This is a genomic window from Streptomyces sp. 11-1-2, assembly GCF_003595545.1.
Lineage (GTDB): Bacteria > Actinomycetota > Actinomycetes > Streptomycetales > Streptomycetaceae > Streptomyces > Streptomyces hygroscopicus_B.
In genome coordinates this window covers 9,400,582-9,424,846 of the sequence record NZ_CP022545.1, presented here as the reverse complement: position 1 = coordinate 9,424,846, position 24,265 = coordinate 9,400,582, and the positions used below count along the sequence as shown (strand labels likewise).

The following is a 24,265-nucleotide window of genomic DNA, read 5'->3' as shown; positions in this document are numbered from 1 at the left end:
GTCCTTCGCACACTCCCCGACCGAGAGGCCGCATCATGCCCTCCCCGCACTCCCCCGTGTCCGGCACCTCACCGCCGCCGCACACCTCCGCACCACCACCGTCTCCCGGTGCGGTGAAGACGCCGCCCGCCGAACCCGCGGCGACACCGGCATCCCGCCCCACCACCCCGCACACCCGGCGGCGGTCCCCCCTCCGGGTGCCGCGCGGGGTGCGGCGGGCCTCCGGGCCCGTCGGGCTGCTGCTGCTCTGGTTCCTGGCCGCCGCCACAGGCGTGCTCCCCGAGTCCGTACTGGCTTCCCCCGTCGACGTCGTGCGGCGCGGGGCGGACCTCATCGGCACCGGTGAGCTGCCGCGGGCCATCGCCGCCTCCGGTCGGCGCGCGGCCCTCGGTTTTCTCATCGGCGCGGCCGTGGCGCTCGCCCTGTCGCTCACCGCGGGGCTGTTCCGGCTGGGCGAGGACGTCATCGACGCGTCCATGGGGATGTTCCGGGCGATTCCCTGGGTGGGCCTGATCCCGCTGTTCATCGTCTGGTTCGGCATCGACGAGACACCGAAGATCGCACTGGTGGCGCTCGGTGTCACCTACCCGCTGTACTTCAACATCTACGGCGGCATCCGCTCCGCCGACGCGCAGCTCATCGAGGCCGGGCGGATGGTGGGCCTGGGCCGTATCGGGCTGATCCGGTACGTGATCCTGCCGTCCGCCCTGCCCGGTGCGCTGGTGGGGCTGCGGTACGCGCTGTCCACCGCGTGGCTGGCCCTGGTCTTCGCCGAGCAGGTCAACGCGGACGCCGGAATCGGCTATCTGATGAGCAACGCCCAGCAGTACTTCCAGACCGACGTCATCGTTCTGTGCCTCGCCGTGTACGCGGTGCTGGGGCTGCTGTGCGACTTCGCGGTACGGCTGCTGTCCCGGCGGCTGCTGGACTGGCGGGCCTCGTTCGACGGGGAGGGAGCATGAGCGCGGCGCACGACAACACCGGCGGTGTCACGGTGAACGGCCCGAACAGTGTGGAGGTCCGCGGACTCACCCGCGCCTTCGGCGACAGGACGGTGATCGGAGGGCTCGACCTCACCATCCGCGGGGGCGAGTTCGTGGCCCTGCTCGGCCAGAGCGGCTGCGGAAAGTCGACGCTGCTGAGGATCCTCGCCGGGCTGGACAGCGAGAGCGAAGGCGAGGTGAACGTACCGGAGCGGCGCTCGGTGGCCTTCCAGTCGCCGCGGCTGATGCCATGGCTACGGGTGTGGCACAACGTCGTGCTCGGTCTACCGGGCGGGGACCGCGAGCTCGCCGAGCGCTATCTGGCCGAGGTCGGCATCGAGGAGTACGCGGGCGTCTGGCCCCGCACGCTCTCCGGCGGTCAGGCCCAGCGTGTGTCCCTGGCCCGCGCGCTGGTGCACGAGCCCGAACTGCTCCTGCTGGACGAGCCGTTCGGCGCGCTCGACGCGCTCACCCGGGTCCGGGCACAGCGGCTGGTGGCCGATCTGTGGCAGCGGCACGGCTGCTCGGTGCTGCTGGTCACGCATGACGTGGAGGAGGCGCTGCTGCTGGCCGACCGGGTGCTGGTGATGGACGGCGGGCGGATCGCCTACGAGGCGGAGGTGGGCCTCGCCCGCCCGCGTGACCTCGGCTCCCCCGACTTCGTGGCGCTGCGCGGCGAACTCCTGCGGCGGCTGGGCGTCGAGGACGCCTCGGCGCCTTCGCACCACCACCGGGAAGAGGTGACGGCATGAACCACTGGAACCGCATGAACCGCATGAACCGCCCGAACACCGGACGCCACAGGGCCACGGCCGCGGTGCGCACGCTCGGCGCCGCGCTGTCGCTCACCGCCCTCCTCGCCACCAGCGCCTGCGCGGGCGACAGCGAGGCGGCCTCCGAGACCGATCCGTCGAAAGTGACACTGACCCTCGGCGACCAGGCCAAGAACCTGAAGACGCTCTTCGACGCCTCCGGCGCCCTGAAGGGAACGCCGTACAAGGTGAAATGGGCCGAGTTCGAGGGCGCCGCACCGCTGTTCCAAGCCGTACAGGCCGGGGCCGCCGACACCTCGTACGCGGCCGATCTGCCCACGCTCCAGGCACTCTCCGGCGGGGTCCGGGTCAAGGCCGTCGGGGCGCTGCACAACGACGGCACCCACACCGGGATCGTGGTCCGGAACAACTCACCGGTGAAGAGCGTCAAGGACCTCAAGGGGAAGAAGGTCGTGGTCTCCTCGGCCAAGGGGTCCATCGCCGAATATCTGCTGGCGCACGCGCTGGAGCAGGCGGGGCTGAGCTACTCGGACGTCCACGTGCAGTATCTGCTGCCCACCGATGCCCAGGCCGCCTTCACCTCCGGCAAGGTCGAGGTCTGGGCCACGTTCGGCGTCTACAAGACGGTGGCCGAGCAGCACGGGGGCCGCCTCCTGGTCAACGGGGCGAACGGGCGGGTGAGCGGCTACGGCTTCATCGGGGCCTCCGAGAAGGCCCTCCAGGTCCCGGCGAAGAAGAAGGCCATCACCGACTATCTGCGCCGTCTCGACAAGGCGCTGGCCTGGTCCCGTGCACACCCCGCCGCATACGCCAAGGCCATCCAGCACAACAACGGAGCCTCGGCCACGGTTGCCAAGGCCCTGGTCAACCAGGCAAACAGCGAGCTGCTCCCGGTGCATGAGCCGGTGATCCGGTCCGTGCAGAAGGTCGGCGACACCATGCACGACATCGGTGTGCTCACCCCCAAGCCGGTCCTCGCCGACCACGTCGACACCAGCCTCGTCAAGGAGTGACCGCAGCCATGCCCGTCGAGTTCATCAGCGCCGTCCACCCCAACCCCGCCACCGAGGGCGACCCCACCGCGGGGTCCGGAATCGATGTCGACCACGCCCGCCGTTACGCCCGCGCACTGGACGACTCCGGCTTCGACTACACCCTGGTCACCTACCACTCGGCCGCCCCGGACGCGTTGCAGCTGGCCCAGTTCGTCGCCCATCACACCGAGCGCATCAAACCGGTCCTCGCCCACCGCCCCGGGGTGGTCTTCCCCACCCACGCGGCCCGCGCACTGGCCACGTTGGACCAGATCAGCGCCGGACGGCTGGTGGTGCACATCATCTCCGGCGGCAACGACGAGGAGCAGCGCCGCGAGGGCGACTATCTGAGCAAGAGCGAGCGGTACGCCCGCTCGGACGAGTACATCCGGATCCTGCGCAGCGTGTGGGAGGCCGACGGTCCGATCTCCCATGAGGGCCCGTACTACCGCTTCGAGGGCTTCCGCTCCGATGTCACCCCGTACCACGGCACCATCCCCATCTCGGTGGGCGGCTCGTCACAGGAGGCGTACCGGGTGGGCGGGCAGCAGGGCGACATCTTCGGGCTGTGGGGCGAACCGCTGAAGGAGACCGCCGAGCAGATCGCCTCGGTGAACGCGTACGCGGACGCCGCGGGCCGGCCCCGGCCGCGCATCTGGGTGTCCTTCCGGCCGATCATCGCCCCCACCGACGAGCTGGCCTGGGAGAAGGCCCACCGCACCCTGGGCGCGGTCAAGGCCAACCACGCCGAGCGGGCCAAGCGCAGGCACTACCCGGCGGTCGGCCAGGGCACCCCGTCCAATGTCGGATCGCAGCGGCTGCTGGCCGTCGCCGAGCGCGGCGAGGTGCACGACCGCTGCCTGTGGACCGCGCCCGCCGCGGCGACCAACGCCGCCGGTGCCTCCACGGCGCTGGTCGGCTCCCCGGAGACGGTCGCCAAGGCACTGCTCGACTACGTCGACATCGGCTGCGAGCTGCTGTCCATCCGCGGCTACGACCCGCTCAACGACGCCATCGACTACGGGCGTCATGTACTGCCGCTGGTCCGTCAGGAGCTGGCGCACCGCGCCGCCACCTCGGCCGCCTGACGCCCGGCCGCCGTCTCCTCCCCGTTCCCCTCATGAAAGGCATCACCCGCATGTCCAGGCCACCGGCCCGCTCCCGTTTCCGGCGCGCCCGCGCCCGTACCGCTCTCACCGTCGTCGTGGCGCTGGCCGCCGGTGCGCTGAGCGCCTGTGGCGGCGCCGCGGGAACGGACGGGGGCGGGAAGGGATCCGTCACCCTCCGGGTCGGTGCGACCGGCTGGAAGGAGGAGGAGGCGCTGCTGAAGTTCGCGCATCTGGACGACACTCCGTACCAGGTGAAGTGGAGCCTGTTCCAGGGCGGGGACAGGCAGCTGGAGGCGGTGCGCGCCGGTGCGCTGGACGTGGCGAGCTCCAGCGAGATCCCGCCGGTGTTCGCCGCGGCCGACGGGAAGCCGAACTTCAAGGTCGTCGCCGTGCGACGCGGCAACACCCTCAACCAGGAGGTCGTCGCGCCCAAGGGATCGAAGATCACCTCGATCGCGCAGCTCAAGGGCAAGAAGGTCGGCTACATCAAGAACACCACCGCCCACTACTTCCTCTACGAACTGCTGAAGCGGGCCGGGCTCGGCTGGGACGACGTCAAGGCCGCCCCGCTGGATCCCGACAAGGGGATCGCCGCGCTGAACGGCGGTTCCATCGACGCGTTCGCCGGGTACGGCAACGCGGTCATCACCGCCCATCAGCGGGGCGCCCGCACCATCGGTTCCGGCAAGGACATCCTCTCCGGCAACTTCCTGTGGACCGCCTCCGACGACACCCTCGGCAGCGCGGCCGAGCGCGGGGCGCTGGCGGATCTGCTGGCCCGTATCGACAAGGCATACGCCTATGTGCGCGACGGACGCCAGAAGGAGTACGCGAAGGTCATCGCCGCCGCCACCCACCAGCCGGTGGATCAGGCGCTGGCGGAGTTCACGGCGGGCGAGGCCCAGCGCAGGACCGGGATACGGCCGGTGAGCGCCCAGGCCACCGCCTCCGAGCAGAAGGTCGCCGACGCCTTCGGTGCGCTCGGTGCGGTGCAGCGGGAGCTGACGGTGAGCGGTTTCTGGACCGACCGGCTGAGCGCGCGGCTTCGGAAGGCACTCGCCTCATGACCACTGACCTATCGCTGCCAGTCCCGGATCTCTCCTCGCTGGCCTCCGTGACGCGGCAGCTCGCCACGACCGCCGCCGCCTACGACCGTGACGGCACGTTTCCGGCCGAGGGGATCCGCACCGCGCACGAGGCCGGGCTGCTCACCGCCACCGTCGGCGAGCGGTACGGGGGCCCCGCACTCGCGGTGGCAGCCACCGCGCGCATCCTGCACGCGCTCGGGGAAGGCGATCCGTCGGTGGCACTGATCACCGCGATGAGCCTTTCGATCCACCGTCGTCAGGCTGTGCGGGCGCACTGGCCGCAGGAGCTGTACGGGCAGGTGCTGGCCGAGGCCGCTGCGCGGCCGGTGCTGCTCAACCACATCCGGGTCGAGCCCGCACTCGGCTCGCCCGCGCGGGGCGGGCTGCCCGCGACGGTCGCCCGGCGCACGGCGGACGGCTGGTCGCTCAGCGGCCACAAGCGCTTCGCGACCGGTGTGGAGGGGCTGGACTGGCTGCTGGTGTGGGCCACCACGGACGAGCCCACGCCACGGGTCGGCACGTTCGTGGTAGCCGGCACCGCGCCCGGGATCGAGATCACCCACCGCTGGGACCATCTGGGGCTGCGCGCCAGTGGAAGCCATGACATCGCGCTGCGCGACGTCGAGATCCCCGCGGGGAACGTCATCGACCTGGCCGAGCACGGCGCCGCGGCGGAGCAGGACAACCGCGCGGGCGCCGCCCTTCATCTGCCGCTCGCCGCGCTCTACTTGGGCGTGGCCCGCGCCGCCCAGCGGTACTTCCACCGCTTCGCCCATGAGCGGGTCCCCGCCAATCTCGGCCATCCGGTGGCCCGTACCGAGCGCTTCCGGCGCGCGGCCGGTGAGATCGCGCTGCGGCTGGACACGGCCGAGCAGTTGGTGTTCGGGGGCGCGGAGCGCGTGGACGCGGCCGACGCCTCGTACACCCCCGAACACGCCCTGGGCGCCCGCGTCCTGGCGGACCGGCACGCCACCGAGGCGGTCACCCTGACCCTACGGCTGCTGGGCAATCCTGGGCTGTCCCATGACAACCCCCTGGAGCGCCACTTCAGGGACGTCCAGTGCGCCCCGGTCCACGCCCCGCAGGAGGACACGGCGCTGCTCGCCGTCGGCGCGGCGGCGCTCGGCACGCCAAGCGAGAGGAAGACATGACCATCCCGCTGTCCCGCCCCGGTACGGCCGAACGCACGGGCACCGATGGCACGGGCGCCGGTGATACGGATGCCGGCAATACGGATGCCGCCGCGCTGTTGGCGGCGCTGCGCCGCGCACTGCCGGACGGTGCGCTCAGCACCGGCTCCGGCGCCACCGGCCCGTATGCCACCGACCGTTCCGGCAGCCACCCTGGCGGCGTCCCGCTCGCGGTCGTACACGCCACGCGCACCGAGCACGTCCAGACGGCTCTGCGGCACGCACACGCCCTGCGGGTGCCGGTCGTGCCACGCGGGGCGGGGACCGGACTGTCCGGCGGGGCGAGCGCGGGCACCGGCAGTGTCGTCCTCGATCTGTCGCGAATGAACCGGATCCTGGAGCTGCGCCCCGAGGAGCAGATCGCCGTTGTCGAGCCGGGTGTCATCACCGCCGAACTGGACCGGGCGGGGGGCGAGTTCGGACTGCGGTACGCGCCCGACCCGGCGAGCGCCGCGATCTCGACCGTCGGCGGGAACATCGCGACCAACGCGGGCGGGCTGCGCTGCGCCAAGTACGGGGTGACCAGGGACGCGGTGCTGGGCCTCGATGCGGTGCTGGCGGACGGGACACTCATCCGGACCGGTCGGCGCACGGTCAAGGGCGTCACCGGCTACGACCTCACGGGCCTGCTCACCGGTTCCGAGGGCACCCTGGGTGTCATCACCGCCGCGACCGTGCGGCTGCGCCCGGTGCCGGAGGAGACGGTCACGGTCGCCGCGTACTTCGCCACGTTCACCGAGGGCGCCGAGGCCGTCTCCGCACTCACCGCCGCCCGGGTGGAGCCGGCCATGGCCGAGCTGCTCGACGGCCCCGTGCTGGGCGCGGTGGACGACGCCCAGGGTACGGATCTGCGCTCACGCGGCGGCGCGCTGCTGCTCCTGCAGTGCGACGGGCGGGGCGCGGCCGCCGAGGCCGACGCGGCCGTACGGCAGTTGGGCGGACGGGCCGCCTCGGTCGAGGTCACCGGAGATCCGGCCGAGGCGGACCGGCTGCTCGCGGCGCGCCGGCTGGCTCTGCCCTCGCTGGAGCGGCTGGGCCGCCCGCTGATCGAGGACATCGCCGTGCCCAGAAGTCAGTTGGCCGCCGCCGTAAGGGCGATCGACGCCGCTGCCGACCGCCACGGGGTGCGGATCTTCACCTTCGCCCATGCCGCGGACGGCAACCTCCACCCCATTCTGGTCCTCGACCCCTCCCTCCCCGCCGTCCCGGACGCCGCCTGGCAGGCCGCGGGCGACATCTTCACCGCCGCGCTCCGCCTCGGCGGCACGCTCACCGGCGAGCACGGCGTGGGCACCCTCAAGCGGCGCTGGCTCGGCGACGAGCTCGGCCCGGACCAGCACGCACTCCAGCGCCGGCTCAAGACGGCCTTCGATCCACACGGCATCCTCAACCCGGGCAAGGCGCTGTGAAGTCCGCCGGGACCGGAACCGGGGCCGCCGTGGCGGCCGGCCGTACGAACCCGTGTGTCCACTCCTTCCGCACGACGATCACGAGGTGAACCCCCGCCATGTCCACCATCCTCTCCATCTCGGGCAGCCCCTCCCCCACCTCCCGCACCGCTCGGCTCCTGCGCGGCCTGGACTCCCGGCTCACCGCGCAGGGGCACCAGGTGGTCCCGCTGGACGTCCGCACGCTTCCGGCCGAGGCCCTGCTGCACGCGGACTTCGGGCATCCGGAGATCGTCCGCGCCACGGAGCTCGTCGCCCGGGCCGACGGCATCGTCATCGGCACCCCGGTCTACAAGGCCGCGTACTCGGGGCTGCTGAAATCGCTGCTCGATCTGCTGCCGCAGTACGCGCTGGAGGGCAAGACCGTACTGCCGCTGGCGACCGGCGGCAGCACCGCGCATGTGCTGGCCATCGACTACGGGCTGCGGCCCGTGCTCGCCTCCATGGGCCCCTCGCACATCACCCCGGGGTGGTTCGTGCTGGACAAGCACATCGAGGTACGGGAGGACGGGCGGGTCGTGGTGGACCCCGCCACGCGGGAAGCGCTCGAACGGCTCGTCGACCAGTTCTCAGCGGCCCTGAGCGGCCCGGAATCCGCCGGCGCGGTCGCCGCCTGATCGCGGGCCGTCAGCCGCCGGTCGGTCCGGGCACCCGGTAGCGTACGCACCGTCCTTTCCGCCAGTGGCGGCCAGGGGCCTTCAGTTCCCGAGAGTGGCGCGCAGCCCGGGCTGCAGCCGTTCGGCGTGTGCGCGCACCATGTCGTCGCACAGCTCCCAGATCTGCTCGACGCGCAGGGCGGCGGCGGTCGCCGGGTCGGTCATGGCCGCGTGCCGGATGTGGCGCGGCTCGTCCTCCAGGGCCGCCCGCACCACGAGGTCGTTCATGCTGAGGTAGGTGCGGTTGAGCGCGGCGAGCTGCGGGGGCAGCGCACCGGCACGGGTCGGCTGGACACCGGACCGGTCGACCAGACACGGCACTTCGACCACGCCGTGGGCCGGAAGGTTCTCGATGAGGCCGTGGTTGGGCACATTGCCGTAGACGGTCCTGGGGGTGCCGGTCACCATCGAGTGAATGATCTGCGGGGCGTACTCCATGGTCCCCTCGACGTCGATGCAGGCACCGGTCGCGAGGGCGTCGCGGGTCCGCTCGTAGTCTGCGACGTTCTCGTCCACGATGCCGAGATAGGCGCCGATGGGCAGCCGCAGCCGCTCGATCTCGCTGTCGTGGTGCAGATACCAGGGCACATACTCGGAGGAGTGCTCGCTGGTCTCGGTCGGGTAGTGGCCGAGCCGCCGGTACATGTCGACGCGGACCCGGCGCCGCAGTTGCTCGTCCTCGGCGATCAGCGCGTCCAGCCGGGGGTACAGGTCGGTGCCGTCGTGCTCGAAACGGAGCACCCACGCCTGGTGGTTGACCCCGGCGGCGCGATAGGTGATCTCGTCGAAGGGGACCTTGAGCAGGGCGCACAGGTCGTGCATGGTCCAGTACACCGAGTGGCACAGGCCGACCACCCGGGTCAGGCCGGTGGCCGCGGTGAGGTACTGCACGTTCATGGCCATCGGGTTGGTGTAGTTGAGCAGCCACGCCCCGGGGCATACGGCGGCGATGTCCTCGCCGAGCGCCTTGAGGAACGGGAAGGTGCGCAGGGCGCGGAAGATGCCGCCGACGCCGAGGGTGTCGCCGATGGTCTGCCGCACTCCGTGGCGGGCGGGGATCTCGAAGTCGGTGCGGGTGGCCTCCCCCATGCCGATCTGGACGAGGTTGATGACGAAGTCGGCGCCGTCGAGTGCTTCGCGCCGGTCGGCGTGTGCGGTGATGTGCGCGTCGGCGCCCCGCCGCTCGGCGATGTACCGGGCGGCGGCCTCGGCGGTGGCCAGGCGTTCCGCGTCGATGTCGTGCAGGGCGATCCGCGCGGTCGTCAGCTCCGGGAAGGCGAAGAGGTCCGCCAGCAGGCCCTGGGTGAAGACGACGCTTCCGGCGCCGATCAGCACGATTTTGGGGTTGGTCATGACGGGCTGTCTCCGTTGACGGTGAGGTGGGTGAGGGCTTCTTCCCAGGTGGGCTGGGCGGTGGTGCCGCCTGCGGCGCGGGTCGACAGCGCACCGCAGGCGGCGGCGAGGTCGAGCGCCTCGGCGATGGGCCGGCCCGCGAGCCGTCCGGCGAGGAAGCCCGCGTTGAAACTGTCCCCCGCGCCGACGGCGTCCTGGGGTGTCACGCGGATACCGGCGGTGGTGAGCAGGGTCCGGCCGTCGTGGCACAGGGCGCCGTCCGCCCCGTTCTTGACGGCCACCAGCGGCACCTGGTGTGCGAGGAGTTCGACGGCGGCCGGGACGGATGTGCCGTCGGTGCCGGCCAGCCGGTGCGCCTCGGCGGCGTTGGGCAGCAGGATGTCGGTCCGGGCGAGGACGGGCGCCAGCGACGCGCGGTCCCATCGGCCCGAGGGGTCGTCGTTGGTGTCGAGCGAGGTGGTGGCGCCCGCCGCGCGGGCGGTGTCGAAGAGGCCCGGCAGATCGGCGGCGAGCCCCGGCAGGAGGAAGTAGGACGCGGCGTGGACGTGCCGGGCCGAGGTCAGCAGGTGCTCGGGCACATCCCGCCCCGAGGTCGCGGCGAGGGTGCCCGGCGCGGTGAGGATGGCCCGGTCGTCGCCGCGGGTCACGATGACCGTGAGCGGTGTCGGCAGGCTCGGGTCCAGGTGCAGCCCGCTGACGTCGACGCCCCGCTCCGCGAGTTGGTCGCGCATGTAGTGTCCGGCGCCGTCGTCCCCGACGCGTCCGGCGAAGGCCACGCGCAGCCCCAGCCGGGCGGCGCCGCACGCGGTGATCGCGGCGGATCCGCCGAGGGTGAGCGCGCCGCTGTCGATGAGCTGTTCGCGCTGGCCGAAGGCGAGTGGGGTGGTGAGCGGTCCGACGATGACGTCCGGGTTGGCGTCCCCGATGACGAGCAGGTCGAAGGTGGGCGGCATACGGCTTCCTGACGAGTGGTGAGGGAGGGGCGGTACGGGGCCGTGGTCAGCCCTTGAGACCGGTGGAGGTGATGGACCGGACGAAGGTCTTCTGGGCCGCGAGGAAGGCGAGCAGCACCGGCAGGACGGTGATGACGTTTCCCGCCATCACGGCCGACCACTGGGTGTGGTGCTGTCCCCGGAAGGTGGTCAGGCCCAGTTGGAGGGTGTAGTTGGCGTCGTGGTTCAGGGCGATGAGCGGCCACGACAGGTCGTTCCAGGTGGTGAGGAAGGTGAGGACGGCGACGGTGCTCAGCGCGGGGCGGGACAGCGGGACCACGATCTGGAACAGCACCCGCAGCCGCGAACACCCGTCGATCCAGGCGGCCTCCTCCAGCTCTCTTGGCAGGGAGAGGAAGAACTGCCGCAGCAGGAACACCGCGAACGGCGTCACCAGCGACGGCACGATCAGCGCCCCGAGGGTGTCGACGAGCCCCAGTTTCCGCATGACCAGGAAGGTCGGGATCATCGTGAGCTGGAACGGGATGGCCATGGTCGCCAGCATCAGGACCAGCAGCACCCGGGACCCGCCGAACCGCATCCGGGCGAAGGCGTATCCGCCCAGCGTCCCGAGCAGCAGGTTCGAGAAGACCGCGACGGCCGAGACGATCAGGGAGTTCGCGAACCAGCGCGGGAACATCGCGTTGCCGAGGACGAATCGGTAGCCGCCCAGGTGGATCCCGGAGGGCCAGAGCGCCGGTGGGAACCGGTTGATCTCCGCGTCGCTCATCACGGAGCTGAGCCCCAGCCAGATCAGCGGTACGGCGAAGAGCAGCGCCAGTGGCGCGAGCAGCAGATGCCACGGGCTGAACGGCAGCCGGAACCGGCGCCGTGAGCGGGCCACGGGCTCCCCGGTGCTCCGGCCGACCGGCCGGAGCCGGTCGGTGGCTCTCCCGGGGAGGTGGGACAGGTCCGTCATGACGTGGCTCCCTTGAGGCGGCGGTCGTCGCGGCGCCGGACCAGCCGCAGCCCGGCGGCGACCACGAGCAGGGCGACGCCGAGGACGTAGGCCGCCGCGGCCCCGTATCCGGCGGTGAAGTTCCGGAACGCCTGTTCCCAGACGAAGTAGACGATCACGGTGGTGGATCCGAGCGGACCGCCCTTCGTCGTCACATACACCAGGTCGAAGACCTGCAAGGCGCTGATCGTCTGCCAGAGCAGCAGGAACACGCTGACCGGTGCGATGGTGGGCAGGGTGACATGGCGCAGCACATGGCGGCGTTCCGCGCCGTCGAGGGTGGCGGCCTCGGTGAGTTCCCGGGGTACGTCCTGGAGGGCGGCGAGGTAGATCACTACGCAGAAGCCGGTGCCGCTCCACAGGGAGATGGCCACCAGGACCAGCAGGGCCTGGGCCGGATCGGACAGAAACCCCTGTGGGGAGAGCCCGAGACGGTGCAGCAGCGCGTTGGCCGCGCCGAACTCCGGGTCGAGGATGAAGGAGAACAGGACGCCCTGGGCGGCGGCCGAGACCACGAACGGCACGAAGAGCAGGGTGCGGTACAGGCCGGAGAACCGGATGCGGCGGTTGAGGACCAGCGCGAGCGCCAGCCCCAGGCCGATGCTCAGCGGCACATACAGCGCGGTGTACACGAGTGTGTTGCGCACGGCCTGGGCGAACTGCGGATCGTCGGCGAGCTGGCGGTAGTTGTCCCAGCCCACCCAGACGCTCGGGGTGAGGAGGTCGCTGTACTGGAACGACAGCAGCAGTGACCACAGGACGGGGACCACGCTCAGGCCCAGGATGACCAGGACGGAGGGGAGGACGAACACCCAGGCCGTCACGGCCTCCCGGCGGCCTCTGCGGCGTGCGGACCCGGCCGGTGTGCGCGGCGCCGGACGGGTGATGGGGGTGGGCAGACGGGACATGTGGGGCTCCTCAACGCACCTTGGCCATGGCGGCGTTGGCTTCGTCCGCGCACCGCCGCAGCGCCTTCGCCGGTGTGCTCTTCCCGAGCAGGACGGCGGTGATGGCCTCGCCGAACGGCATGGAGATCTTGGGGTAGGCGCGGTCGACGGGCCGTACCCGCGCGGTCTCCAGCACCTCGGTGAACACCGGGAGACCGGGCACCTCGGCCGCGTGCTTCCGCCACTTCGGACGGCGCTCGGCGGGCCGGCTCTGCGGCAGGCTGCCCGCCTCGGAGTCCCACAGATACGCCTGTTCGGGCTCCATGAGCCAGCCGATGAACGTACGGGCGGCCGTCAGCCGCGCGGAGCCGTTGTCGAACACGCTCCAGGTGTCGGGGCCGGAGATCGTCACCGACCGGCCGTGGAAGCCGGGCAGGGGGACAACGTGATAGTCGATCTTCGCCTGGCGGATGTCGGGCAGTTGCCAGGGACCGGTCGCGACCATGCCCAGCCGACCGGTGGAGAACGCCTGGTACATCTGCTCGCCGCCGGGCTTGGGGTCGACGTAGACGCTTCGGTCCCTGGCGAGTTCGGCGAGCACATCCAGGGAGCGGACGCCGGGTTCGCCCGTGAATCCGATCTCCCGCTTGCCCTTGGCGATGACCTCGCCGCCCAGGTCCCAGATCATGGGCCACATCCGCCACACCGTGTCCTCGTCGCCCGCGCCGGGCCAGCCGGTGCCGAACGTGCCCTTGCCGCGGTCGGTCAGCTTCCGGGCCTTCTCGGTGAAGTCCTGCCAGGTCCAGCCCGGTGCGGGCAGCTCCAGCCGGGCCTCGCGGAAGAGCTTCTTGTTGCACACCACGGCGAGCGAGTCCAGCACCGCGGGCACCGCACGGACCACACCGTCGACCATGACGCCCTCCCGGGCGGCCGGCCAGTACTGGTTCCAGGGCACCGGCTGGGACTCCACGACCGACGTCATGTCCGCGAGCTGGGGACTTCTGGCGACACTCGCCAGGTCGGAGCCGAAGATGTAGGCGACGTCGGGTGGCGACTGGGCGACGAGACCGGCCATCACCTTCTGCAGCATGTCGTCCGCCAGCACCCCGCCGCCGATGTCGACCCGGATGGCCGGGTGGCTTCGGTGGAAGTTGGCCACGAGCCGTTTGAACGCCTTCAGCGAGGGGCCGTTCTGCCCGTGCCACACCTCGATGTGGACGGTTCCGTCGGAGTCCACGCCGAGGCCGGTCCCGCATCCCGCCACCGCCGTACCCGCTGCCGCGGTGAGGGCCAGCGCGCCACCGCCGCGCAGGATGCCGCGGCGCGAGGGCCCGCCGCGGCCACTGCGGACCGTGTCCATGTCTGCCTCCAGATGTTCGGTGGATGCGTGGCCGCCGCGGTCCGCGGCGGCCACACCGTCCTCGGCCAGGACTACGGACAGGTCTTGCGGACGTAACCGCCCTCGCCCTTGGGCAGGACATCGCGGTCGCGCTGGACGACGCTCACCCGGTCGCCGTACTCGCAGGCGTTCTTCATCCCGGCGTTCGTGTACTCGATGAAGATGGCGTTGTTCCCGAACTCCGCGAGGTAGTCGGCGCACTCGTTGTACTCGGGGTTGCCGCATTCCTCGGCGATGGCGAAGTCGAGGCCGTTGGCCGCGTGGTTCTTGGCCAGCTCCACGGTGTTCTTCTGGCCGACCGCCAGGCCCTTGCCGTGGCCGTAGGCGGACAGCATCCGGATGTAGGTCTGGGCGTGCTCCTCGGTGATCCTGCCCTCGACGACATCACGGGTGAAGGTGTCGAAGTTGTCCAGCTCCAGCGCGTTGAAGCCCTTGGCGGCGCATTCGTCGATCTGGGCGTCGATCTTCTCCGCGATGTCCTCCCGCTTCTTCTCGGTGGTGATGTCGAGGATCGCCTCGTCCCAGTCCGTGTCGATGATGACGTCACCGTCGTCGTTCTTGAGCAGCAGATCGGCGGGCCAGTCCGCTGGGCCGCCAGGCTGGCCGATCTTCTGCGTCTGGAAGGCGTTGACGTAACAGATGTTGTACAGACCGGGTGCCGGGGAGGCGCTGTGGTCGCGGCTGACGACCCGCACCCCGGACGGCGGGGTGTACGCCCCGCCGATCTGGTAGTCGAAGTCCGCGTGGACCGGCGGAAGGGCGGCCGAGGTGGCCGAGGCGGGGGCCGGGGCGAGAACGCCGGCCGCGGCGCATGCCACGGCGGCGCCCACAGTGGTACGGATGCGCGAACGGTTCAGGCTCATCGCTGAGAGCTCCATGATCCGTGGGCACGGCCCCGCCTCGGTCGCAGACAGCGACCTGGCGACTCGGGCCGGACTCGCGGCGGGGCCGCATACCGGCTGGGCGTACCTCTGTCGCCGAGCATTCGACATCGGCGTGCCAGGGAGTAAACCGATCAGACCGAGCCACGTCAAGAGCGTGAAACTGCTCAGTGTCGGCCCGGAACACGCACAAGCGATCAGAGCGGAGGGGCTCCACGGCGGACATTACGCACAGATGCGGGCATGTCGATGCGCGGGAACCCGTCGGTCCCCGCGCGCCGAACACACTAGATCCGCCGAAGCCCCACCAGCACTCTCTCCATCAGGGCACGGTCCGGCGCGGCGCCCTCCTCGGAGGCCGTCCGGTGGACGACGATCAGCCCGCGCTCCGCCATGTCGCCGAGCAGCACCTTGGCCACCCCCAGCGGCACCAGGAGCATGGCCGCCACCTCGGCCACCGACCTCGGCTCCTGACACAGCGCGATCACCGGGCGGTGGTCCGCCTGCAGGACGTCGGCGGAGCGGTGACCCAGCTCGGTGGTGGTCACCAGGGTCTCGACCTCGAAGTGATGGTGGGACCTGGTCCGGCCGCCCGTCCATGAGTAGGCGCGCACGAGCGCGGCCGGGCCCTGGCTCTCGTCGTGCTCGGACTCCCAGGCGGCCGGCCCCTCAGACTCCGGCGACGCCCTCGGGAAGGATTCCCCGGGCTCCTCGGGCCGGCCGTCCCCGCCCTCACGGCGGGAGGGGGCCTCCGGCGTCCCGTCGGACCGAGGTGCCTTCCGCCCACGTCGCCCCTTGCCGAAGCTGAAGGCGTTGAGCACGTCGGCGAAGGTCTGCTCGTCCTCCGCCCCCTGTTTTCTCCCAGGTCCCTGCCCGGAAGGGCCTTCACCGGTGCTCATCATCTCCCCGTCCGGCCTATTGGGCTGATGTCCGCTTCACGCCCTGCAGGTTCAGCTCCTGCAGCTCAGCGCGGAGCTCCGGGGTCAGCATCTCGCCGACCTGGTCGACCAGTACGGTCATCTCGTAGGCCACCTGACCGATCTCGCAGTCCGGCGCCGCCAGCACCACGAGACACGAGCCGTCCTCGATCGACATCAGGAGCATGTTCCCGAGCTCCATCTGGATGACCGAGGACCGCACATCACCGGTCATCAGGCACTGGGCGGCGCCCTGGATCAGGCTGATGGCCCCCGCGGCAATGGTGGCGACCTGCTCGGCCCGATCGGCCGCCAGCCCGTCCGACGCGGTGAGCAACAGTCCGTCGGCCGAGACCACCACGGCGTGCGCCACATTGGGCACGCGCTCGGTGAAATTGGTGACCAGCCATCCGAACTGGCTCACCTCCCGCAGCTGGGGTGAGGTCATTGGTTCTTCCTGTCCATCTTCGCTGAGACCTTATGTCTCGTCGCGTCCGTCGGGCTGACCCCGGCGGATGCCCGACTGGTAATTGCTGAGGAATGAATGGGTGCGGCCGGCGTTCCGCCGCACGGTTTCCTCGTCCGCGGCTCCACGCGGCTTGGGGCGCTCCTCGGTGGCGCGCGGCTTGGCCCGGTCCGTACCCGGGTCCTGGCGCGGCACCCGCCGGGGCAGTCCGGCCTGCGTGACTCCGCCCGCGTCCGCGGCGCCCGGCCGCTCGTGGACGATCTGGCCGGGGTCATCGGCGGCATCCGGCCGGCTCTCGCCGGGGGGCGCGGGCGCGGCGGGGACGGGCCGCCGGGGGAGTTCGGACGCCGGGAGGTCCGCCGGCTTACGGCTTTCGGCCGGCTCCTCGGCCGGGGAGCCCGCCGGGGCCGTCTCGGCCTCGGTGGAGGCGAACCATGGCGAGGGGGCGTCGTCCCGGGCGGCCGGACGTGAACGCCGCGGTGGCAGCGGGGGCTGTCCCGGCCGCTGTACGGCACGGCGGTCCGCGGGGGCGTTGCCGTTCCCCTCGCCGTTGCCGCTCCCGAGGGCGGCGGCCTTCCCCGGCGCGTCCTCGCCGACCGGGGCGGGCCGGCCGGCCTGGGCGGGAGGTATCCGGCGCGGCAGTCCGCCGGGCTGCGGGGCATCCACGAACGCCCGCGAGCCGCTGGAGCGGGTCGGCAGGGAGCGGCCCGTGTCCCCGGAGTCGGCCGGGGAATCCCCGGCGCGCAGCGAGCGGGCGCCATCGGTCGCGCGGCGCGGCAGCGGCGCCGCCGGGGCCGCGCCGGTCTCCCGGCGTGTGCCCACCGGCTCGGCCGTCCTGGCGGAGGTCCGCCGGACGGGCAGGGAGCTCTCCCGGCCCGCGAGGGCGGGCTTGTCCGCGAGCATCAGCCTGGCCGGGACCAGCACGCCCGCGCGCAGCCCACCGCCGGTGTCGCGCTCCGAGATCAGCTCCACGGTGACGCCGTGGCGACGGGCCAGACGGCCGACGACGGTCAAGCCCATCTGCCGGGACGTAGGTACCTCCACGGATACGTCCCCCGCTACGCGCCGATGAGCCTTGGCCAATTCGGCGCCGCTCATCCCGAATCCCTCGTCGCGGACCTCGATCAGTGCGGAACCGTCCAGGCGCAGTGTATTGCTGACGACCACTTGGGTCTCCGGCGGGGAGAACGCGGTGGCGTTGTCCAGCAGCTCAGCGATCATTCGCGCCAGGTCACCGGCAGCGTACCCGATCACTTCGGCGGCGGGAACGGGCTCCACCACCACCCGCCGGTAGTGCTCGATCTCGGAGACCGAGGCCCGTAGCACATTGTCGAGCGGCACGCGCTGCTCGGAGGGGCGGACCGGGGTGCTGCCGCACAGGACCATCAGGTTCTCGTTGTTGCGCCGCATCCGGGTCGCCAGGTGGTCCAGCTTGAAGAAGCTGGCCAGCTGGTCCGGGTCCTCTTCGTGCAGTTCGAGCTGTTCCATCAGGCGCAGCAGCCGGTCCACCAGGCTCTGGCTGCGCCGGGAGAGGTTGACCAGGGTGTCCCGCAGGTCGCCGCGGAGCGCGGCCTGCTCGGCGGCCAGGCGGACGGCCTGGCCGTGCACCGCGTCGAACGCCCTGGCGAGCTGCCCGAACTCCTCGGTGGTGTGGACCGGTACGGCGCTGATCGACGTGGTCGCCATCTCGCCCTCGCGGATGCTCGACACCGCTTCGGGGAGCCGGCGCTCGGCCACGTCGAGCGCGGTGGAGCGCAGTACGGTCAGCGACCGCAGCAGATGCCGGGCGATGGCGATACCGATGGCGAAGGCGAGCAGGAGCACGGCGAAGAGCAGCACGGACTCCGCACCGGCCCGGTCGCTCGTCTCGTCCTGCAGCTTGGCGGAGGTCACGCGGAGCCGGTCGGCAAGCCGCTTCTCCACCGTGTTGATGAGGGTTCCGGTCGCCTCCGAACTGCGGTTCCAGTCGCGGACGGAGAACGGCGCGGTATCGGCGGCGTTCTGTCCGGAGCTCTGCGAACCCGCCTGGGACAGCACGGTGTCCAGCAGCCGGGTGCGCCGCTCGACCTCCGGGCCGGTGACGGTCCGCTGGTAGGCGCGCTGGTCCCCCGCGGTGGCCACGGCCTGGAAGTCGCCCAGCTTGTCCCGCAGGCGGATGTCGGACTCCTGGAGCGCCCTGATGAGCTTGGGGTCCTTCAGCGTGCCGGGGTCGGGCGCGTCCATGACGATCACGTGCTGGAGGTGGACCTGTTCCTGGACCAGCTCCAGGTCGTACAGCGCGGTGGCCGGTCCGGAGAGCTGAGGTTCACCGAACCGGCTGCCCAGCGCCTGGTCCAGGTCGAGCAGACCGTTGATGATCTTGCTGTACTCGGTCACCGCGGTCCACGAGCCGATGTCCGTGGACGTCACCTTCTGGCGCAGCGCGGGCAGCCCGTCCAGCATCTTGAACGCGTCGCGATAGCGGTTCGCCAAAACCCCTTCGAGACCCTGTGCCCGCTTGGTGGTGCGCGTGACGGCGGCCTGCGCGCGGTCGACGCGCTGGTTCTGCTGCCGGAGCATGGCCGGATCGGCGGACGCGCGGTCTCTCAGCCGCTCGGCCGACATCGTCCGTTCCATCTGCAGATCGCTGATCAACGGCATCAGCCCACCGCGCAGTCTGACCAGCCGCTGCACGTCCGCGTAGGTGTTCGCGCGCGCGACGTCGCGTTGGATCTGCACGACGCCCAAGGCGACGGCGAGCAGGGCGGGCACCACCAGAACGGCACCCAGCTTCACGGGCAGCCGCCAGTTGCGCCATTCCACGACGCCGGCCCACCACGACGGTGAGCGATCGCGCGCGGCCGCATGCCTGCCCGGGGTCATGAGGCGCGCTCCGCGCTCGGACCGGCTTGCCCACAGGGATGTATCACGATGCCGTTTCTCCTGGAATTTCCCCGGATGGGGAAAGTCGAACGCCCGGCAGCGCGCCGGCACATCGCTTTCGGCGATGCGTCGGCGCACCTGCCTTTACTCGAACAACTTGCTGCTCTTCTCGGCCAGTTGGTATAGACCGTACAGAAACGGCACAGCCACCCACAGCCATGCCACGACCATGACCACAGGAGAACCCGTCTTGGCCACGTCCGGCGAAGGGCTGTCTGCGTCAGTCACCGGCTTACCGCCTCTCTGCCGGAAGGGGGTCGGGGGTTTCCTCCGGGGACGCCGACTCCGCCTGGGCCGGCTCCGGTTCATGGAACTTCGGATTCACCGGACGCACCAGCTCGTTCGCGATGAAGCCGATGACAAGGAGCCCCATCATGAGAGTGAACGAAAAGGTGTAGAGGGCCGGGCCGGTGTCCCCGGACTCATGCGCGGAATCCGCGATGGAGTCCACGATGAGCGGTCCGGCGACTCCGGCGACCGACCACGCGGTCAGCAGCCGGCCGTGGATCGCGCCGACCTGGTAGGTGCCGAACAGATCCTTGAGGTAGGCCGGAACGGTGGCGAATCCACCGCCGTAGAACGACAGGATCACCATGGTCGAGGCGACGAACAACGCGGTGCTGCTGTCCTTTTCGAGCATGATCGTGAGGTAGAGCAGGGCACCGGCGCCCAGGTACAGGCGGTAGATGTTCTTCCGGCCGACCACGTCGGAGACCGAGGACCAAACGAAGCGACCGGCCATGTTGGCCAGGGACAGCAGCGCGACGAAGCCGGTGGCGGCGCTCGCGCTCACCGGACTGGCCGTGTCCTGGAAGAAGTCCTGGATCATCGGGGCGGCCTTCTCCAGGATCCCGATACCAGCAGTAACGTTCATGCACAGCACGATCCAGAGCAGCCAGAACTGGGGCGTCCGCACCGCGTTCTTCGCCGATACGTTCGCGGTGGTGACGAGCCGCTTGCCCGAGTCGTCGCGGGGCGTCCAGCCGGCCGGCCGCCAGCCCTCGGGCGGCACCCGCACCAGCACCACGCCCAGCGACATGAAGGCGGCGTAGGCCAGGCCGTGCACCAGGAAGGTCTTCGCGATGCCGCTGGTGTCGCTGCCGAACGCCTTGAGCATCTCCGTCGACCAGGGCGAGGCGATCAGCGCGCCGCCGCCGAACCCCATGATCGCCGTACCGGTGGCCATACCCGGCCGGTCCGGGAACCACTTCATCAAGGTGGACACCGGCGCGATGTACCCGATGCCGAGGCCGACCCCGCCGATGCCGCCGTATCCGAGAACGACCAGCCAGTAATTGCGCGTGGCGACGCCGAGGGCGGCGACCAGGAAGCCGGTGGAGAAGGCCACGAGCGAGACGAACATGGCCCAGCGCGGGCCTTTTCTCTCGACCAGCGTTCCCCCGAACGCGGCAGAGAGCCCGAGCACCAGAATGCCGATCTGGAAGGGGAGGGCGCTAGCCGTCCCCGAAATGTCTAGGGAATCTTCCAGAGGTATCTTAAAGACGCTCCAGGCGTACGCCTGGCCGATGGAGAAGTGGATCGCAAGCGCCGCCGGTGGAATCAGCCAACGATTCCATCCCGCCCCTGCGATGATGCGAGAGCGATCGAGGAAACCCACAGATCAACCTACCTCCGGCTTCTTGAGAGCACCCCCGCAGACTGCATTCCTGTACCTATCCAAACACCTCGGGGGAGGCAGTGGCGAGCACAGGGCTGCCGTCATATGCCAGTGGCAGACTCACTGCACAGCGGCACGCTCACAGCACTCATGCTCACGCACGATGGGACGTTCTACCCGAGGTGAGGTTCTACCAGTGGCGACACTTGGGACACAACGCCGGGTCCCGAAATGTCCTCAAGGCGCAACCCTCAGCGGCCATCGCCAACCTGACACCAAGTCAAAATGGACAACACGGGAAGGAGAGACAAAGTATTGGTTCAGCGACGACTCCCACCATATTCGAGAGGGCGCCGACGTCCGATGCTTACCATGACACCCGCCCACCTGCACCGGTGAGAGCCGGGGGCGGCGTTGACTGTGTCCGGCGCCTCACTACACTTGCGGCGTCAAGGGCCCGCCGGTCGCCCCTTCCTCCACCGCTCGAGCGCGGGCGCTCCGAACCGACGCCTCGTCAGAAACACCCCGGAGAAGACCATGAATAAATCGGTGCGACCGCCCGCTTCCTTGCCATCCGAGCGGGCCACCGGAACGGGGTTCACCGACCGCGGTGACGACACCGGGGAGCCCGATTTCGAGGCGATTCAGCAGAGCCCGGAGTTCAAACTTCTCCGCAAGAGACTGCTCTGGTTCATCTTCCCGATGAGCGCCTTCTTCTTGTGCTGGTACATGACCTTCGTGCTCTTCTCGGCCTATGACCACGACTTCATGAGCCGCAAGCTGTTCGGCGCGGTCAACACCGGCACCGTCTTCGGCCTGCTGCAGTTCGTATCGACGATGGCGATCGTCCTGACGTACCGGCGCTTCGCGCGCAAGAAACTTGACCCGCAGGTGGACACGATCCACGAGCTGGCGGGAGTCGGCAAGGAATGACATTGCAGATCGCAGCCCGCACGACCGGCAGCCCGATAATCAACCTGAGCGTCTTCTTCGCTTTCGTCCTCATCACGCTGTTCGTCGTCTACAAGGCCACCAATAGAAATTCGACGACCTCCGACTACTACGCCGCGGGCAGCGCCTTCACCGGCGTCCAGAACGGCATCGCCCTGTCCGGCGACTTCCTCTCCGCGGCCTCGTTCCTCGGCATCTCGGGGGCGATCGCCGTCCACGGCTACGACGGGTTCCTCTACTCCGTGGGGTGGCTCGTGGCGTGGCTGGTCGCCCTCCTGCTCGTCGGGGAGCGGCTGCGCAACACCGGGCGGTTCACGGTCGGCGATGTGATGGCCTACCGCATGAAGCAGCGCCCGGTGCGCGCGGCGGCGGCCAACTCCACCCTGGTCATCACGTTCTTCTACATGCTCGCCCAGATGGCCGGCGCGGGTGGTCTGATCGCCCTGCTGCTCAATGTGCACAGCAAGGGCGGGCAGGCCCTCATCATCACCGGTGTCGGCCTCGTCATGGTCTTCTACGTCCTGGTGGGCGGCATGAAGGGCACGACCTGGGTGCAGATCATCAAGGCGGGCCTGCTGCTGATCTGCGTGACGTTCATGAGCGTGTTCCTGCTCGGCAAGTTCGGGTTCAGCTTCTCGGCGATCCTCGACCAGGCGGCGCAGAACAGCTCGCTGGGCGCCGATCTGCTCAACCCCGGTGGCTGGTACGGCGAGAACGCGATGACCAAGCTCGACTTCGTCTCGCTGTCCCTGTCACTGGTCCTCGGCATCTCCAGCCTGCCGCATGTGCTGATGCGCTTCTACACCGTGCCCGACGCCAAGGAGGCCCGGCGTTCGGTGGTCTGGTGCTCTTGGTCGATGTTCATCTTCTACCTGTCGATCCTGATCGTCGGATACGGCGCCACCGCGCTCGTCGGCTCGGACCGGATCGTCAACGCCCCGGGCGGCGAGAACTCCGCCGCTCCCCTGCTCGCCTTCGAGATCGGCGGCGCGATGCTGCTGGGCGTCGTCTCCGCGGTGGCCTTCGCGACGATCCTCGCGGTGGTGGCCGGGCTGACCCTGGCCGCCTCGGCCTCGTTCGCCCATGACGTGTACGCCAACGTGATCCGCAACGGCAAGGCCGACCCGCGCTCGGAGATCCGCGTCGCGCGGCTGACGGCGCTGGTGATCGGTTTCATGGCCATCCTCGGCGGCATCGTCACCAACGGCCAGAACGTGGCCTTCCTGGTGTCGTTGGCCCTGGCGCTCGCCGCGTCCGCCAATCTGCCGACGATCCTCTACACGCTGTTCTGGAAGCGGTTCAACACGACCGGGACGCTGTGGAGCATCTACGGCGGTCTGGGGTCCGGCCTGGTGCTCATCATCTTCTCACCGGCGATCTCGGGCGGCTCCACGTCGATCATCAAGGGCATGGACTTCCACTGGTTCCCCCTCACCAACCCCGGCCTGGTGTCGATTCCGCTCTCCTTCCTCTGCGGATTCCTCGGCACGATCTTCAGCAAGGATTCCTCGGATTCCAAGAAGCAGGCGGAGATGGAGGTCCGGTCGCTGACCGGCATCGGTTCGAAGGTGTAAGCCGCCCCGGGCGGCCCCGCCCGGGGCCGCCTACGGCCGGCGGATGGCGCCGGGGGTGGGGAGGGCGCCCGTCCGGCGCTCCGACGGTTCGGCCCGCGCCGAGGAGCTCGGTGCCACAGGCCGCCCGCGGAGGGGGACGTCCCCGCTGTCCCGGGGGCCGGCGGTCTCGCCTCGGGGCCCGCGGGTGGCGCGCTGGCTGGGGGTCTTGGACGGCGCCGACGGGGTGGGCGACACCGAGGGACGACCGGCGGGCGCCGACGGGAGCGGGGGCGCCGTACGGCCCGTCGCGGGCGGCGGGGCGAGCGGCACCGTCGGGCGCGCGGGTGTCTCGGGCGCCGTCAGACGGAGCGGCAGCGCGATGAGGGCGGCGACGGCGCAGGACACACCGACCCCGGCCGCGGTGCGCAGCAGCCGGCGGCGGGCCGCGGCGCGGCGGATCGCCTCGTACCGGCCGGGGGGCGGGCCGAGGTAGTCGGAGGTGGGCCGCAGGATCACCGCGAGGGGGTCGTCGGGTTCCAGCTCCGGGCCGTCGTCAAAGTGTGGGGTCAAGGCTTCTCCTCAGGTGGACGCGGAGCAGTTCTCTGGCCGCGTGGAGGTCGGCCTTGACGGTTCCTTCCTTGCGCCCGGTCAGTACGGACACCTCCCGGATCGGCATATCAGCGTAGTAGTGCAGCAGGATCGGAACGCGGAGTCGTTCCGGCAGCGACTGTACGAGCAGGCGTACCGACGGGTCGGCCTGTTCGGCATGGGGGCGGAGGGCGGCTTCGGAGGTGGCCCGGCGCATGGCCTTGCGCTCGCGCTCCATCTTGCGCCAGTGGTCCCGGACGAGATTGGCCGCGGTGACGTAGAGGAAGCCACGGGGCTCCTCCACGGACGTCCAGCGGGCCCAGAGCCGGGTGAATGCCTCGGAGGCGATCTCATGGGCCGTCTCGTCGTCGTCGACGAGCCGGCGGCACCAGCCGGCGAGGCGTGGGTAGAGGGCGGCGAACAGCTCGGACGCCGCCCTGTCACGGGACCGTTTCAACGCACTCCATGGTCGTGATGGCGCTCGGAGGGGAAGACCCCG

General features: G+C 70.5%; 22 protein-coding genes. 10 read left to right on the top strand and 12 right to left on the bottom strand.

Annotation, left to right across the window (positions count from 1 at the left end; genetic code table 11):
* Nucleotides 1-35 precede the first annotated feature (35 nt).
* The 8 genes from CGL27_RS40560 (at nucleotide 36) to ssuE (ending at nucleotide 8,242) form a co-directional block, all read left to right on the top strand.
* Nucleotides 36-962 (top strand): ABC transporter permease, encoded by a 927-nt coding sequence (locus CGL27_RS40560; protein WP_119992508.1) that lies wholly within the window; start codon nucleotides 36-38, stop codon nucleotides 960-962.
* Nucleotides 959-1,735, top strand: coding sequence for an ABC transporter ATP-binding protein (locus CGL27_RS40555; protein ID WP_119992507.1), 777 nt, complete (start codon nucleotides 959-961; stop codon nucleotides 1,733-1,735). The genes CGL27_RS40560 and CGL27_RS40555 overlap by 4 nt, the downstream gene beginning before the upstream one ends.
* Nucleotides 1,732-2,769, top strand: coding sequence for an ABC transporter substrate-binding protein (locus CGL27_RS40550; protein WP_240450814.1), 1,038 nt, complete (start codon nucleotides 1,732-1,734; stop codon nucleotides 2,767-2,769). The genes CGL27_RS40555 and CGL27_RS40550 overlap by 4 nt, the downstream gene beginning before the upstream one ends.
* Nucleotides 2,770-2,777: 8 nt before the next feature.
* Entirely contained in the window at nucleotides 2,778-3,878 is a 1,101-nt protein-coding gene (locus tag CGL27_RS40545) for an LLM class flavin-dependent oxidoreductase (protein WP_119992506.1), read from the top strand.
* A 50-nt stretch (nucleotides 3,879-3,928) separates the two neighbouring features.
* On the top strand, nucleotides 3,929-4,966 hold the full coding sequence (locus CGL27_RS40540) for an ABC transporter substrate-binding protein (RefSeq protein WP_240450813.1): 1,038 nt from the start codon (nucleotides 3,929-3,931) through the stop codon (nucleotides 4,964-4,966).
* A complete protein-coding gene (locus CGL27_RS40535) occupies nucleotides 4,963-6,138 on the top strand; it encodes an acyl-CoA dehydrogenase family protein (protein ID WP_205587832.1) in 1,176 nt (391 codons plus the stop codon). The genes CGL27_RS40540 and CGL27_RS40535 overlap by 4 nt, the downstream gene beginning before the upstream one ends.
* On the top strand, nucleotides 6,135-7,586 hold the full coding sequence (locus CGL27_RS40530) for an FAD-linked oxidase C-terminal domain-containing protein (RefSeq protein ID WP_119992504.1): 1,452 nt from the start codon (nucleotides 6,135-6,137) through the stop codon (nucleotides 7,584-7,586). The genes CGL27_RS40535 and CGL27_RS40530 overlap by 4 nt, the downstream gene beginning before the upstream one ends.
* A gap of 98 nt (nucleotides 7,587-7,684) precedes the next feature.
* Nucleotides 7,685-8,242 carry an NADPH-dependent FMN reductase gene (gene ssuE / locus CGL27_RS40525; protein WP_078639613.1) on the top strand — a complete coding sequence of 186 codons (558 nt, stop codon included), beginning with the start codon at nucleotides 7,685-7,687 and terminating at the stop codon, nucleotides 8,240-8,242.
* Between the two features lie 81 nt (nucleotides 8,243-8,323).
* On the opposite strand, the gene CGL27_RS40520 is transcribed toward ssuE, so the two are convergent.
* The 10 genes from CGL27_RS40520 to CGL27_RS40475 form a co-directional block, all read right to left on the bottom strand.
* Nucleotides 8,324-9,634: an alpha-glucosidase/alpha-galactosidase gene (locus tag CGL27_RS40520; RefSeq protein ID WP_119992503.1), complete on the bottom strand. Its 1,311-nt coding sequence runs from the start codon at nucleotides 9,632-9,634 to the stop codon at nucleotides 8,324-8,326.
* Nucleotides 9,631-10,587: a carbohydrate kinase family protein gene (locus CGL27_RS40515; RefSeq protein WP_119992502.1), complete on the bottom strand. Its 957-nt coding sequence runs from the start codon at nucleotides 10,585-10,587 to the stop codon at nucleotides 9,631-9,633. Before CGL27_RS40515 ends, CGL27_RS40520 begins: the two co-directional genes overlap by 4 nt.
* A gap of 46 nt (nucleotides 10,588-10,633) precedes the next feature.
* Entirely contained in the window at nucleotides 10,634-11,545 is a 912-nt protein-coding gene (locus CGL27_RS40510) for a carbohydrate ABC transporter permease (protein ID WP_119992501.1), read from the bottom strand.
* Complete coding sequence (locus CGL27_RS40505; protein WP_119992500.1) at nucleotides 11,542-12,492, bottom strand: sugar ABC transporter permease; 951 nt, start codon at nucleotides 12,490-12,492, stop codon at nucleotides 11,542-11,544. The genes CGL27_RS40510 and CGL27_RS40505 overlap by 4 nt, the downstream gene beginning before the upstream one ends.
* A 10-nt stretch (nucleotides 12,493-12,502) precedes the next feature.
* A complete protein-coding gene (locus CGL27_RS40500) occupies nucleotides 12,503-13,831 on the bottom strand; it encodes an ABC transporter substrate-binding protein (protein ID WP_078647195.1) in 1,329 nt (442 codons plus the stop codon).
* Nucleotides 13,832-13,902: 71 nt separating this feature from the next.
* Nucleotides 13,903-14,733, bottom strand: coding sequence for an endo alpha-1,4 polygalactosaminidase (locus tag CGL27_RS40495; protein WP_119992499.1), 831 nt, complete (start codon nucleotides 14,731-14,733; stop codon nucleotides 13,903-13,905).
* Nucleotides 14,734-15,038: 305 nt separating this feature from the next.
* A complete protein-coding gene (locus CGL27_RS40490; protein ID WP_240450812.1) occupies nucleotides 15,039-15,650 on the bottom strand; it encodes a DUF742 domain-containing protein in 612 nt (203 codons plus the stop codon).
* Between the two features lie 16 nt (nucleotides 15,651-15,666).
* Nucleotides 15,667-16,116 carry a roadblock/LC7 domain-containing protein gene (locus CGL27_RS40485; RefSeq protein ID WP_078639620.1) on the bottom strand — a complete coding sequence of 150 codons (450 nt, stop codon included), beginning with the start codon at nucleotides 16,114-16,116 and terminating at the stop codon, nucleotides 15,667-15,669.
* 30 nt (nucleotides 16,117-16,146) lie between these two features.
* On the bottom strand, nucleotides 16,147-18,996 hold the full coding sequence (locus CGL27_RS40480; RefSeq protein WP_119992497.1) for a nitrate- and nitrite sensing domain-containing protein: 2,850 nt from the start codon (nucleotides 18,994-18,996) through the stop codon (nucleotides 16,147-16,149).
* A gap of 292 nt (nucleotides 18,997-19,288) precedes the next feature.
* On the bottom strand, nucleotides 19,289-20,674 hold the full coding sequence (locus tag CGL27_RS40475) for an OFA family MFS transporter (protein WP_078639622.1): 1,386 nt from the start codon (nucleotides 20,672-20,674) through the stop codon (nucleotides 19,289-19,291).
* A gap of 537 nt (nucleotides 20,675-21,211) precedes the next feature.
* Here CGL27_RS40475 and CGL27_RS40470 point away from each other — a divergent pair.
* Nucleotides 21,212-21,607, top strand: a complete 396-nt coding sequence (locus tag CGL27_RS40470) for a DUF485 domain-containing protein (protein ID WP_078639623.1) — start codon at nucleotides 21,212-21,214, stop codon at nucleotides 21,605-21,607.
* Nucleotides 21,604-23,199: a cation acetate symporter gene (locus CGL27_RS40465; protein ID WP_078639624.1), complete on the top strand. Its 1,596-nt coding sequence runs from the start codon at nucleotides 21,604-21,606 to the stop codon at nucleotides 23,197-23,199. Before CGL27_RS40470 ends, CGL27_RS40465 begins: the two co-directional genes overlap by 4 nt.
* A 30-nt stretch (nucleotides 23,200-23,229) precedes the next feature.
* Here CGL27_RS40465 and CGL27_RS40460 read toward each other — a convergent pair whose 3' ends face one another.
* Nucleotides 23,230-23,748: a hypothetical protein gene (locus CGL27_RS40460; protein ID WP_119992496.1), complete on the bottom strand. Its 519-nt coding sequence runs from the start codon at nucleotides 23,746-23,748 to the stop codon at nucleotides 23,230-23,232.
* Nucleotides 23,732-24,223, bottom strand: coding sequence for an RNA polymerase sigma factor (locus CGL27_RS40455; protein WP_078639626.1), 492 nt, complete (start codon nucleotides 24,221-24,223; stop codon nucleotides 23,732-23,734). The genes CGL27_RS40460 and CGL27_RS40455 overlap by 17 nt, the downstream gene beginning before the upstream one ends.
* Between the last annotated feature and the right edge of the window lie 42 nt (nucleotides 24,224-24,265).